At 66.7% G+C, this 13,485-nt stretch carries 10 protein-coding genes; 6 read left to right on the top strand and 4 right to left on the bottom strand.

Translation table 11 applies throughout. The annotated features are described in order from the left end of the window. The first annotated feature begins 19 nt into the window (after positions 1–19). Positions 20–256 (top strand): DUF4148 domain-containing protein, encoded by a 237-nt coding sequence (locus tag SB786_RS17010; RefSeq protein ID WP_410728447.1) that lies wholly within the window; start codon positions 20–22, stop codon positions 254–256. 401 nt (positions 257–657) lie between these two features. Beyond that, positions 658–1,089 carry a universal stress protein gene (locus tag SB786_RS17005; RefSeq protein ID WP_410728578.1) on the top strand — a complete coding sequence of 144 codons (432 nt, stop codon included), beginning with the start codon at positions 658–660 and terminating at the stop codon, positions 1,087–1,089. A gap of 65 nt (positions 1,090–1,154) precedes the next feature. On the opposite strand, the gene SB786_RS17000 is transcribed toward SB786_RS17005, so the two are convergent. The 3 genes from SB786_RS17000 to SB786_RS16990 all read right to left on the bottom strand — a co-directional run bounded on the left by SB786_RS17000 (position 1,155) and on the right by SB786_RS16990 (position 3,765). Then, complete coding sequence (locus SB786_RS17000) at positions 1,155–1,595, bottom strand: DUF3331 domain-containing protein (protein WP_410728446.1); 441 nt, start codon at positions 1,593–1,595, stop codon at positions 1,155–1,157. A 95-nt stretch (positions 1,596–1,690) separates the two neighbouring features. After that, complete coding sequence (locus SB786_RS16995) at positions 1,691–2,080, bottom strand: BON domain-containing protein (protein WP_410728577.1); 390 nt, start codon at positions 2,078–2,080, stop codon at positions 1,691–1,693. Between the two features lie 275 nt (positions 2,081–2,355). After that, a complete protein-coding gene (locus tag SB786_RS16990) occupies positions 2,356–3,765 on the bottom strand; it encodes an ATP-binding protein (protein ID WP_410728445.1) in 1,410 nt (469 codons plus the stop codon). Positions 3,766–4,095: 330 nt separating this feature from the next. Here SB786_RS16990 and SB786_RS16985 point away from each other — a divergent pair, with 330 nt between their 5' ends. The 4 genes from SB786_RS16985 to SB786_RS16970 are packed head-to-tail and all read left to right on the top strand — an operon-like array spanning position 4,096 to position 9,793. Next, complete coding sequence (locus SB786_RS16985; RefSeq protein ID WP_410728444.1) at positions 4,096–4,773, top strand: TetR family transcriptional regulator; 678 nt, start codon at positions 4,096–4,098, stop codon at positions 4,771–4,773. A gap of 57 nt (positions 4,774–4,830) precedes the next feature. Beyond that, a complete protein-coding gene (locus SB786_RS16980) occupies positions 4,831–5,685 on the top strand; it encodes an FAD binding domain-containing protein (RefSeq protein ID WP_410728443.1) in 855 nt (284 codons plus the stop codon). Continuing rightward, positions 5,666–8,488 carry a molybdopterin-dependent oxidoreductase gene (locus SB786_RS16975; RefSeq protein WP_410728442.1) on the top strand — a complete coding sequence of 941 codons (2,823 nt, stop codon included), beginning with the start codon at positions 5,666–5,668 and terminating at the stop codon, positions 8,486–8,488. Before SB786_RS16980 ends, SB786_RS16975 begins: the two co-directional genes overlap by 20 nt. Positions 8,489–8,515: 27 nt before the next feature. Beyond that, positions 8,516–9,793, top strand: coding sequence for an MFS transporter (locus SB786_RS16970; protein ID WP_410728441.1), 1,278 nt, complete (start codon positions 8,516–8,518; stop codon positions 9,791–9,793). A 130-nt stretch (positions 9,794–9,923) separates the two neighbouring features. Here SB786_RS16970 and SB786_RS16965 read toward each other — a convergent pair whose 3' ends face one another. Further along, on the bottom strand, positions 9,924–13,445 hold the full coding sequence (locus SB786_RS16965) for a pyruvate carboxylase (RefSeq protein WP_410728440.1): 3,522 nt from the start codon (positions 13,443–13,445) through the stop codon (positions 9,924–9,926). Between the last annotated feature and the right edge of the window lie 40 nt (positions 13,446–13,485).

The following is a 13,485-nucleotide window of genomic DNA, read 5'->3' as shown; positions in this document are numbered from 1 at the left end:
CCACGTTCCGGATTCCGACATGAAGACCTCAAGGATCACCTTCGCGCTCGTCGCGTTTGCTACCGCAGCCTGCGCCCATGCAGCGGCCTCCGTCGATTCGACGACAGGGGATCAAGATGCCGTGGCCACGACCCAATGGGCACCGGCCATCGCGATGCCGACGGGAAAGACACGTACCGACGTGCGTCAGGAGCTCGCCCGCGCGCGCAAGAGCGGCGAGCTCGACGCGCTCAGGAAACTCTATTCCGGCCATTGAAGCACCGACGTTTTCCGGAGATCCGGCACGGGCAGGCGCAATGCTCGCCGGCTCGTGCGCGCGCTTCATCGGCCGGCCGCCCATCTGCGCCCGGACGAAGCCACGAAGATGCCGGGATCCCTCGGCACCGCATGTGCGACCAACGCGTCGCATGACGTGCACCAGGAGACGGGACATCGCATCGACGCGCGACGTCGCGCGCCTGCCGATGTGAACCGGCCGCGACACGATCGCCGGCGCGCGGGATCGCATCGGAATAAACGATCGCCATCGCGTGTTCAGTCAAAGCAGTCGCGCCCGCTTCCGCGCACGTGGCCGCATGCCGACCGCTTGTACCGGTGCCCGTCACGGGCGATCTCATTCCCCCGCCGCCAATATCGAAGATGTCATCGCTGTCCAGAATGCTGCTCGTCTATGACGGATCCCACGAAGCCAACGCCGCGCTCGCACGCTGTGCGTCGCTTTCCCGCGCATTGTCGGCGACGGTCGACGTCGTCGCCATCGTCGACAATGTCACCGCCAACGCACGATCGGCCGGACTCCTCAGCGAGCTCGCCCATCAGCGTCTGGCAGAATCCGCCCACCGCGACCTTCAACGGGCGATCGACACACTGACAGGCGACGGCATCGCCGCGCACGGCTATCTCCGCTTCGGACGCGCGGCCGATGCAATCGCCACGCATGCGTCGACAACCTGCGTGGACATGATCGTCGTCGGATATCGTGCTCCCACCGGGTTCGCTCGCTGGTGGCGCGAGCCTCCCGTTCACGTCGATCTGGCCGAGCGCGTTCCGGGTGCCGCGCTTATCGTCGTCACGGTTGCATCGACCTAGCGCCGCAGCGCATCGATGCGCGCGGACGACCCGCGATCGCGTTCGTCCGCGGTTCGCCGCCCGGCCTAATTCACGTCGGCCGCATCGATGCACGGCTGAACGGTCGCGGCAAGAATCATCCGCTGGCGGTTGCCGGGCAGACAGACATCGCTCCCCCGCGGACGAAACACCGGATCGCCGCGTTGTATCGCACGCCCTGTCAGCGCACATATCGACGGCACACGCGCGCGGCTCCTGCACCAGATTTGCTCGGCATACCGCCCTGAACACGAGTCACTCCACGAAACACTGATCATGGACAACGACAGGCGCTCCATCACGGCTATCCGGGTAGGCGGCTCGGTGCGCGCACGCGCATCGTCCTCGTCCCATTGACGCAGCCCGAGGCGTCGCGCCTTGTATCGCGTGCGTTGCGCTCGCAAGCACACGCTGCGCTGTTCCTGCGAAGGATCCAGGACATTGATCAACGTGCGAGCCACGATGTCCGCTTCATGCAGCATCACCATCACCTCTTCTCCCCATCGATCGGATCGATCATGTGAAAGCGGACGCGCGAATCACCGACACCTCGTCATTCGGCCCGCGATGCGCGCGCTCTCGCTCAGGCGCCGCCTTTCTCACGCAGCATCAGCTCGCTTTTCACCGACTTGACGCCGCGGATCTTCCGGGCCGACTCGACTGCCAGATGGTCTTCGTCTTCGGTCTGCACCTGGCCGGCCAGCGTCACCTGTCCGGTCGCGGCATTGCCGAAGACCGTGATCGCCTGCCCCTGCAGCCCCTTCGTTCGCGACAGCGTCCTCTGAATCGACCGCGAGAACGTGCGATTGGCCGCACGCGTGGCCTTCTTCGTCTGGGCGGATGTCGGGGTGGACGTCGCCGCGGCACCCGTGCCCGCCGCATCGGGACTTTCGTCGGCAAATGCCTGCAGTTGCAGGCAAGCGAGCAGGACGGCCGCGAGGCCGCCATTCAGGATGACTTGTCGAATTTTCATGATGGGTTCCTTGGGTTGCTGGTATCGAATGGCACGCAGGTTCCGGTCGTGTGCGTCGTCGCGACGCACGCGAATCGCATCATTGCCGCATCGCGAAGCCGACTCGATCACCCGTCGCCCGAGTCGTCACCGATGCGATTCGTGTACCGGTGGAACCAGAATAAGGTGCGGCGTCAATGGCATCCATAGCATCTGTAGCTAGCTGCACAACCCGTCAGGATAGATGGCCGCATACGTTCGTATAGGCCGCGGAAATGTTGCACGCGCGCGGCGCATCACGCCGCCCGATGCGCGGCCGCCGCGCCGTCGACCGGAAAACGCGGGAGCGTCACCATCGCGCGCGTGCCGCCTTCCGTGCGCGGCGTCAGCGCCAGTTGACCTTGGTGGGCATCCACGATGGACTTGCAGATGGAAAGGCCCATGCCCATCCCGTGCGGCTTGGTGGTGAACAGCGGTTCGAAGACGCGTTGCGCCAACCGCGGATCGATGCCATCGCCGCTATCGTCGATCCGAATACGCCAGCCATCCTGAGCGGCTTCGCACGCCAGCACGAGTGCGCGGCGCTCCTCCGGGATGCACAGCATCGATTCCGCGCCGTTCATCAGCAGGCCGATGACGGCCTGCTGCAGTTGAATGCGTTCGCCGCGCATCGGCATCGGGGCCGCGAGTCCGTCGACGCGCAAGCGCACCTTCATCGCATCCAGCGTGCTTGCCATGATCTCGGCCGCCTCGGACAGCGCGTCGGCGAGGTCGAACGTCGCAAAGGAGGGAGCCTCGTGCCGTGCGTTGGCGCGCAGCGCGCGGATGATGGTGCGCGCGCGCTCGGCGCACGCGCAGATGTGGGCGAACATCTCGCGCGCGGCGTCGAGGTTCGGCGCGGCGCGATCGAGCCACTTCAGCCCCGCGCGCGCGGACGTATCGATTGCCGTGATCGGTTGCGCGACTTCATGCACGATCGACGCCGCCAGCTCGCCGTACGCCTTCAGCCGATCGGCGCAAGCCGCGTCGGAACGCGTGTCGCCGATCCTTGCCGCGATGCTGTCCGCGCGGGACTGCCGAGCGGCAAGCTCGTCGTGCAGACGCAGGTTCTCCAGAACGAACCCGGCATGCAGCGCAAGGATCTCGACCAACGCGGCATTCGCCGACGTGAAAATGCCCGGCAAATCCCCGTGTTCCAGATACAGCGCACCCATCAATGCGCCATTGCAGCGTATCGGCATGCACATCACCGAGCGCGGCTTGCGACGGCGCACATAGTCGTCGGTCCACCAATGGTCGGCGGCGCACGCGTCGCGCAGCACCAGCCCGTCGCGCAGATGCACGGCGGCGGCCATGATCGGCACCGGCAACCGGTCGGCCGGCAGCCGCTCCACGTTCGACGCATGCGCCGCCGCACTGGCGGCCGCCTCCCAGCCGCCTTCACGCATGACCGCAATCACGCCCCACGTCGCTGCCGTGCCCTGTATCGCAGCCTCGAGCAATTTGCCGACGCGCGTCGCGGGCGCGACCTCGTCCGCCATCGTGCGGGAAAGCTGGCCCAACACCTGCACGTCCAGTGCGAGAAGCGATTGAGACATGAGTTCCTCGATGACCGGGGTCATTTCAGGGCCGCTCGGGCCGGCGAGCGATTTCCAGGTAGTCCGCGCAGCGAAAGCGCTGCAGGAATCGTCGAGTTCGTTGTTCATTCGTCTATCTCCTGCGTACCGGGTTGCGGCCTCTGCCAACCTGAAATCAACGTTTCATGTAGTGAGTACTCCACAAACGAATGTTAGCAGCACTTTCTCGAAATAAAAATGTGAAGATAGCGACTTTCGCTCGCAACGCTGCTGGCTCGCCCACGCCGCACAAATGCAAGCCCTTGAATATACGGTAAATTTATGTCGTGTTGCGGACACGAGAAGAGTTCCGTAGAATCCGAAGTTCATGTAGCGTTCCCTGTACGAAAGTCGGGGAACGCCGCCAGTTCAAGTTTTTTCAGGCGGCATGGCCGGGTTGGCGGCCGCCATAGGAACGGTATGGCTCAAGCAGCAAAAGGCAAGGCTGTGCGTGGAACCGGTGTCCGGGAGGCGGCGGCGCAGGAAACCCGCGACAAGATCCTGCACGCGGCGACCAAGGTCTTCGCGCGCTACGGTTACGAAGGCGGCAGCGTGGAAAGGATTTCGCGGCTGGCGAAGTCGTATGACCGGATGATCTATTACTACTACGGGAGCAAGGAGGGGCTGTTCGTTGCGGTGCTCGAAGGCATCTACCGACGGATGGACGAGGCGGAGCTCAAAATGGCGCCCGATGCTTCGAACCCCGTGGAAGCGCTCAAATCCGTGATTCGCTTCAAGCTGGACTATTATTGGCGCAATCCGGATTTCATCACGCTGCTCAACACGGAGAACCTGCACAAGGGCAAGCACTTGTCCAAGCTCGAGCGTCGGGGCGAATACTCGTCGCATGCGGTAGAGATCATCGCGAAGATTCTCGAGAACGGCGTCGAACAAGGCTTGTTTCGCAAGGGGCTCAGGGCGCGCGACGTTTTCCTGCTGATCATCTCGACCGCGTATTTTTATACGTCGAACCTGTATACGTTGTCCGCGTTTCTCGGTGAGGAACTGAATGCGCCGGATGCCGTGCGCCATTGGGAGACGTTCGTGATCGACAGCGTGCTGCGGGTGGTCCGCAAGGATGCGTCGATCGATGATTGAGCGTGTGCACGCGCCCCTGGCGACCCTCGTGACCATCAAGATGCAGGCCCCGTTGCGATGAACTATCTTCGCGCCCACACCATCGACGAAGTGCTCGGCCGGCTGGCGGCCCAGCCGCGGCCGCGCATCGTGTGCGGGGCCACCGACGCCTTCGCCGATATCGGCCTCGTGCCCGCCCGCTCGGCCTGGGTGGATATCAGCCGTGTCAACGCATTGCGCGCCATCGAGCAGCACGACGGCGTGATCCGCATCGGCGCGGCGAGCACGTGGGAAGCCGTCGGCCGGACGGCATGGCTGCCCGTGGCGCTGACAGCCGCCGCCGCTTGCGTCGGGCCTCGGCAGATTCGCGTCCAGGGCACGATCGGCGGAAACGTGTGCCATGCGTCGCCGGTGGCGGACGGGATCCCCGCGCTGCTGGCGCTCGACGCGCGCGTCGAGCTGGCGAGCCTGCGCGGCGTGCGCCGCTTGCCGTTGGCCGAATTCCTGCTCGGCAACGGCCGGACCGCGCTGCTCGCGGACGAACTGCTGGTCGCCGTGCTGCTTGCACCACCACACGCGCACGACCGGACGGCGTTCATCAAATGCACGAATCGCGACGGCACGGCGATCGCCGTCGTTTCGGCTGCCGCGCAATTGCGCGTGGGCGCGGACGGCACGGTCGACGCGGTCGCCGTCGCGATCGGCGGCGCCTCCGACGTGGCGCGCCGGATGCCGGCGCTCGAGGCGGCACTCGCGGGCCGGCGGCTCGACGAACTGGCCGGCGTGATCGCGGCGGCACCGCTTGCCGAGCTGTCTCCGGTCGACGACTGCCGGGCGACCGCGTTGCATCGCATTCATCTCGCGCGGCTGGCGGTCACGCGCGCTTTCACATGCTGCATCGAGGAGAACGCACGTGGCGCATCCACTGCCTGATCAGCTGGCCGAGGTTCGCGAAACCATCGCGGGCGGCAGCACGTCGGTTTCGCCGGAACCGGACTGGTTCGAGCTCAACGGCACGCGGCGGAGCCTGCCGGCGGACCATTCCCAGCGGCTCATCGACCATCTGCGCGCGGATCTGCGTCAGTTCGGCACCAAGGAAGGTTGCCGCCAGGGCGATTGCGGCAGCTGCACGGTGATCGTCGATGGCGACGCGCGCTACGCGTGCCTGATTCCGGTCGGACAGGTCGCGGGGCGCCGTGTCGTCACCGTCGAAGGCCTCGCCGAACGCACCCGCTGCGGCGAGCGCCTGCAGCACGCGTTTCTCGCGCATCAGGCGGTGCAATGCGGCTTCTGCACGCCCGGCATGCTGACGGCCGCGGCAGCGGCAATCGACGCCGGCCAGGTGAGCGACCGCGCCAGTGCGCGGGCCGCCATCGACGGCGTGCTGTGCCGCTGCACCGGCTACCAGAAGATCGTCGACGCGGTAACGGAGGCGGGCTGCGGCACAGCCGCGCGATGCGTCACACTTCCTCCGTCCGAAGGGCCGTCCGTCGGCGTACCGTTGACGCGCCTCGACGGCCCGGAAAAGGTCGATGGCAGCCAGCATTTCGGCGCCGACGGCTATCCGGCCGACAGCCTGTTCCTGCGCGCGGTCCGCAGTCCGCATCATCGCGCGCGTTTCGCGTTCGGCGACCTCGACGCATTCGTGCGCGCCCATCCGGGCGTGCACCGCATCCTCACCCACGCCGATGTGCCCGGCATGAATCTGCACGGTGTCGCGACACCGTACGCGGATCAGCCCGTCCTTCCGGAGACAGAGGCGCGCCACCATCTCGAGGCGGTGGCGCTGGTGGTCGGCGAGCGCGCCGCCATTGCGGCGCTCGACCTGGACCGTTTTCCGGTGAGCTGGGAACCGCTGACGCCGGTGCTCGCGGTCGCCGATGCGGTACTGGACGACAGTCCGCAACTGCACGCCGATCGTCCCGGCAACGTGCTGATCGAGGGGCGCGTGTGCCGCGGCGACCCGGAACGCGCGATGCAACGCGCCCGTCACGTCGTGAGTGCAACGTTCGAATCCAGTTTCGTCGAGCACGCGTACCTCGAGCCCGAGGCCGGCTGGGCGCGACGCGTGGGCGACACGATCGAGATCCATTCGTCCACGCAGGCGCCGCATCCGCATCGCGCCGATCTCGCCCGCATTCTTGCGGTCGCGCCGGAGCAGGTGCGCGTCGTGGCGACCGCGGTCGGCGGCGGTTTCGGCGGCAAGCTCGACATGACGGTCCAGCCGCTGCTCGCGATCGCGGCCTGGCATCTCGACAGGCCCGTCGCGATGGTGTTGTCGCGCGAGGAATCGATGGCCACGTCGACCAAGCGCCATCCCGGCCGCATGACGTCCAGCATGGCCGCCGATGCCGAGGGCCGGCTCCATGCGGTGACGTTCGACGGCGACTTCAATACCGGCGCGTTCGCGTCGTGGGGCACGGCCGTCGCCAACCGGGTCCCGGTGCACGCCGGCGGCCCGTACGTCATTCCCCACTATGCGGCGCGGGCCCGTGCGATTCATACGCACGTCACGGCCGCGGGCGCATTCCGGGGCTTTGGCGTGCCGCAAACGACGATGTCGCAGGAACAGCTCATCGACGAGCTGGCGTTCACGGCCGGCATCGATCCGCTCGAGTTCCGCGCGATGAACGCGCTGCGGCCGGGGGACACCCTGCCGACCGGGCAGGTGCTGGACGACAGCGTGGGGCTCGTCGCATGCCTCGATGCGCTGCGACCGGCGTGGCGTGACGCGCACGCCCGCATCGCCGCGCTGAATGCGGCGGCGCCGGGCCATCTGCGTCATGGCGTCGGCGTGGCAGCGTTCTTCTACGGGTGCGGCAACACCGCGTTGCCGAACCCGTCGACCGTGCGCTTCGGCATCCGGCCCGACGGCGCGATCGTGCTGCACCAGGGTGCAGTGGACGCCGGTCAGGGGGCGAATACCGTGATTCCGCAAATCGCGGCCGATGCGCTGGGTGTGCCGGTCGATCGGCTGCACTTCGTCGGCCCGGACACGTCGGTGACGCCGGATTGCGGTCGCACGTCCGCTTCGCGGCAGACGTTCATTACCGGTCGAGCGGCCTTCCTCGCCGGCACGACGCTGCGCCACCGGCTGCTCGCCTTCGCCGGCGCGGCACCCGATGGGCGCATTTCGGCCGATGCGCGCGGTGTTGCCGTCGATGGCGAAGTGCTCGATCTCCGGACGCTGCCGGTCGATGCACACGGCTACGTCGTCGCGGCCGAAGAAAGCTTCGATCCGCCGACCACGTCGCTCGATGCGTCGGGGCAAGGCTCGCCTTACGCCACCTACGCGTTCGGCGCGCAGATGGCCGAAGTCGCGGTGGACTGCGACAGCGGCCGCGTCCGCGTACTCAAGGTCGTGGCCGCGCACGACGTCGGCAGAATGGTCAATCCGACGCTGCTCGAAGGACAGATCGAAGGCGCGGTGGCGCAAGGTATCGGCATGGCGCTGATGGAGAAGTACCACCCCGGGCGATACAACAATCTGCACGACTACCTGATTCCGACGGTGCATGACATGCCCGACGTGCAATCGATTTTCATCGAAGCGCCGACGGCCGTCGGCCCGTACGGGGCAAAAGGCATCGGCGAGCCGGCGCTGGTCCCCACGGCGGCGGCCATCCTGAATGCCATCCATCACGCAATCGGCGTGCGCATCCGCGAAGCCCCGGCCACGCCGGAGGTCGTGCGTCGCGCGCTCGCGGCCCGCAACTCGCCATCCGCGCTCCGATAGCGCCGTTCCCACCCAGCGAACAACACGATGACGCCAACACGAAATGCCGAGGAAGTCTCATTGCGAGCCGGATCCGGCCCGTCCTGGTACGCGGAACTCGATCCCGCCGGCAAGCGCGCGTTCAAGGCGTCGTTCGCCGGCTGGGCGACCGACGCGTTCGACTTCATGGTGTTCAGCTTCGTGCTGGCTTCGCTGATCGACCTGTGGGGCCTCGATCGCGGCAAGGCTGGCCTGCTGAGCACCGTGACGCTGATTTTCTCGTCGGTGGGCGGCTGGATTGCCGGCATCCTGGCGGATCGCTACGGACGGGTCAAGGTATTGCAAGGCACGATCCTGTGGTTCTCGGTCTGCACGCTGGCGATCGGCTTCGCGCAGAACTTCGAGCAGATCTTCGTGCTTCGCGCGCTGCAAGGGCTCGGCTTCGGCGGCGAATGGGCCGTGGGCGCCGTGCTGATCGGCGAGATCGTCGCGCCCGCACATCGCGGCAAGGCGGTCGGCCTGGTACAAAGCGGCTGGGCGATCGGCTGGGGTTGCGCGGCGATTCTCTACAGCATTGCGTTTTCCGTCCTGCCCGAGTCGCTGGCCTGGCGCAGCCTGTTCTGGGTGGGAATCGTGCCCGCCCTGCTGGTGCTCTACATCCGCAAGCACGTGCCGGAGCCCGACGTGTTCGTGCAGGCGGACGCAGCCCGGAAACAAGGCGCGAGCCAGCCGTCGGTGTGGGCCATCTTCTCGCGTTCGCAGGTGCGCCGCACGGTCCTGGCCGCGCTGCTGTGCACGGGCATCCAGGGTGGCTTCTATGCGATGTCCACCTGGCTGCCGGCCTTCCTCAAGATCGAGCGACACCTGTCCGTGCTCGACACCAGCGCTTATCTGTTCGTGATCATCGTGGGGTCGTTCTGCGGATATGTCGTCGGCGCGTACCTTTCCGACTTCTGGGGACGCCGGCGCAATTTCATGCTGTTCTCCGCACTGTCCCTCGTGTCGGTGTGCCTGTACCTGACGCTGCCGCTGTCGAATGCGCAGATGCTGTGGCTAGGCTTTCCGCTGGGCTTTTCTTCATGCGGGATTTTCAGCGGGGTCGGCGCGTACCTGACGGAACTGTATCCATCGAACTTCCGCGCGAATGCGCAAAGCTTCACGTATAACTTCGGCCGCGGCATCGGAGCGCTGTTCCCGAGCCTTGTCGGGATACTGAGCCATTCGCTCGGTCTGGCGCTGGCCATCGCGATCTTTTCGGGCGCGGCCTATGGCGTGGTGCTGTTGGCGGTGCTCCTGTTGCCGGAGACGAAAGCCCGATCGCTTTGACGGTCGGCGATGGAATGAGCGCCGTTCAACGCCCGGAATGCGCCGGGCGCCGCAGCGACCTACGTACACCTGCCACTGCCGCGAGTTCGGCGCGTTGTGATCCCCGGAACGGTCAGCATCACGGCAACACTCATTGCGTCGGGTCTTTCAACTCGATCAGCAGATCCTTCGCCGCGACCCGATCGCCTGGCTTCACGTGCACGGCCGCTATCTCGCAGTCACGCTCCGCGGCAATGTGCGTTTCCATCTTCATCGCCTCGAGCGCGAGCAGCGTCGTGCCGGCCGTCACGCGCTGCCCCGGCTGCACGGCGACCGTCACCACCGAGCCCGGCATCGGCGCGGCGACATGCAGCGGATTCGCCGCATCCGCACGCTGCAGACCATGGCGCTCCTTGCCCGCCTGCACGACCGTCTTCTGCTCGACCAGCGCGGAACGCGACTGGCCGTTCAGCTCGAACAGCACCTTCACGATGCCGTCCTGCGCATCGGCGTGCTGGCCCTGCAGCGACACGAGCAGCGTCTTGCCCGGCTCGATGTCGATCGCCACTTCCTCCTGCGGCTGCAGCCCGTACAGGAACGCCGGCGTCGGCACCACCGACGTGTCGCTGTACGCGCGAACGTGCGCGTAGTAGTCGACCGTCTGCTTCGGATACATCAGGTAGGACGCCAGTTGCCGGTCGTCGAGCGGCTGCTCGCATGCGGTCTCGGCCTGCGTGCGTGCCGCGTCGAGATCGACCGGCGGAATCTGGTCGCCGGGACGATACGGCGCCGGCGGCTCGCTCTTGAGTACCTTGCGCGACAGCTCGGCCGGGAAGCCGTCGGGCGGGAAGCCGAGCTCGCCCTTGAACAGCGACACGACCGACTCGGGGAACGCGAGGTCCTTGTCCGGGTTGCGCACGTCGTCCACGCTCAGGTCGTTCGCGACCATCATCAGCGCCATGTCGCCGACCACCTTCGACGTCGGCGTGACCTTCACGATGTCGCCGAACAGGCGGTTCACGTCCGCATACGCGCGCGACACCTCGGTCCAGCGATGATCGATGCCGAGCGAGCGTGCCTGCTCGCGCAGGTTCGTGTACTGGCCGCCGGGCATCTCGTGACGATAGACGTCGGCCGTGCCCGCGCGAATCTCCGATTCGAACGGCGCGTAGTAGCGGCGCACGCCCTCCCAGTACATCGACGCTTCGTGCAGGCGATCGGCGTCGAGCCCGGGGTCGCGTTCGCCGCCGGCCAGCGCGGCCGCGATGCTCGACAGGTTCGGCTGCGACGTGAGGCCGCTCATCGCGTCGAGCGCGCCGTCCACCGCGTCGCAGCCTGCTTCGACAGCCGCGAGCACCGACGCCGCGGCGATCCCGCTCGTGTCGTGCGTATGGAAATGCACGGGCAGCCCGGTTTCTTCCTTGAGCGCCTTCACGAGCGTCGCGACCGCCTGCGGGCGGCAGATGCCGGCCATGTCCTTGATACCGAGCACATGCACGCCGGCCTGCTGCAACTCGCGTGCGATGCCGACGTAATACTTGAGGTCGTATTTCGAACGCGACGTGTCGAACAGGTCGCCGGTGTAGCAGATCGCGCCTTCGCACAGCATCCCGCTTTCGCCGACCGCGTCGATCGCCACGCGCATGTTGCGCACCCAGTTCAGCGAGTCGAACACGCGGAACACGTCGACGCCCGCGCTTGCGGCCTGCTGCACGAAGAAGCGCACGACGTTGTCCGCGTAATTCGTGTAGCCGACCGCGTTCGAGCCGCGCAGCAGCATCTGGAACAGGATGTTCGGCACGCGTTCGCGCAGCAGCGCGAGCCGCTCCCACGGGTCTTCCTTCAGGAAGCGCAGCGCGACGTCGAACGTCGCGCCGCCCCAGCATTCGAGCGAGAACAGTTGCGACAGCTCGCGCGCGTAGAACGGCGCGATCGGCAGCATGTCGGCCGTGCGCATGCGCGTCGCGAACAGCGACTGGTGCGCGTCGCGCATCGTCGTGTCGGTCAGCAGCACCTGCTTCTGGTCGAGCATCCAGAGCGCGAATTTCTCCGGGCCGAGCTCGCGCAGGCGATCGCGCGTGCCGGCCGGAATCGCCACGGCCGTATCGATCTTCGGCAGCACCGGTTTGGGCAACGGCAGCGCCTGCAGCGCGCGACCGTTCATTTCGGCGTGGCCATTCACGTTCAGCTCGCCGAGATAGCGCAGCAGCTTCGTCGCGCGATCGCCGCGCTTCGCGAATTCGAGCAGCTCCGGCGTCTTGTCGATGAAGCGCGTCGTCACTTCGCCCGCGATGAAGGCCGGATGGTTGATCACGTTCTCGAGGAACTGCAGGTTCGACGTGACGCCGCGAATCCGGAACTCGCGCAGCGCGCGATCCATCCGGTGAATCGATTCGGCGGCCGTCGGCGCCCACGTCGTCACCTTCACGAGCAGCGAGTCGTAGTACGGCGTGATCACCGCGCCGCCGTAGGCCGTGCCGGCATCGAGCCGCACGCCGAAGCCGGCCGCGCTGCGGTACGCGGTGAGCCGCCCGTAATCGGGCAGGAAGTCGTTCTCCGGATCCTCGGTCGTGATCCGGCATTGCAGCGCGTTGCCGTTCAGCGGAATCGCGTGCTGTTCCGGCACGCCCGCCGCGCGCGCGACGAGCGCGCCGTTGGCGTCCGTTGCGTCCTCCGCGAGCCCGATCCGCCCGCCTTCGGTGATGCGGATCTGCGCCTTCACGATGTCGATCCCGGTGACCATCTCGGTCACCGTGTGCTCGACCTGGATGCGCGGATTCACCTCGATGAAGTAGAACTGGCCGGTGTCGGCATCCATCAGGAATTCGACGGTGCCTGCATGCGTATAGCCCACCGCGCGCATCAGGCGCAGCGCGGATTCGCACAGCGCGTGCCGGCTTTCGCGATCGAGATACGGCGCCGGCGCGCGCTCGACGACCTTCTGATTGCGCCGCTGCACCGTGCAATCGCGCTCGTACAGATGCACGACCGTGCCGTGCAGATCGCCGAGCACCTGCACCTCGACGTGCCGCGCATTGCGCACGAGCTTCTCGACATACACCTCGTCGTTGCCGAACGCGGCCAGCGCCTCGCGGCGCGCGACAGGCAGCAGCGTTTCGAGGTCCTGAGCGCTTTCCAGCACGCGCATCCCGCGCCCTCCGCCGCCCCAGCTCGCTTTCAGCATCAACGGATAGCCGACTTCCGCGGCCAGCGCGCGGCACGCGTCGAGATCGTCCGGCAGCGGCGCGGTCGCGGGCATCACGGGCACGCCGGCGGCGATCGCCGCATGGCGCGCGGCCACCTTGTTGCCGAGCGTGCGCATCACGTCGGGCGACGGGCCGATCCAGCGGATGCCGGCGTCGATCACGGCCTGTGCGAAGTCGGGGTTCTCGGACAGGAAGCCGTAGCCGGGGTGGATCGCATCCACCTTCGCCTGCCGCGCGACACGCAGGATATCGTCGATGTCCAGATACGCGGCGAGCGGCTTCTTGCCCTCGCCGATCAGGTAGCTCTCGTCCGCCTTGAAGCGATGCAGCGCGAGGCGGTCTTCCTTCGAATAGATCGCGACCGTGCGGATGTTCAGCTCGGCGGCGGCACGCATCACGCGGATCGAGATTTCCGAGCGGTTCGCGATCAGGATGGACTGGATGGAGGTAAGCGTCACGGCAGCCATGGATAGTGAATGGTTGAATTGAACGCGCCGATGTGCCGTC

Source organism: Burkholderia sp. SIMBA_062, assembly GCF_046534765.1.
GTDB classification, from domain to species: Bacteria; Pseudomonadota; Gammaproteobacteria; order Burkholderiales; family Burkholderiaceae; genus Burkholderia; species Burkholderia ambifaria.
Note: the sequence above shows the minus strand (reverse complement) of the source record. Positions and strands in the feature narration are given on the sequence as shown.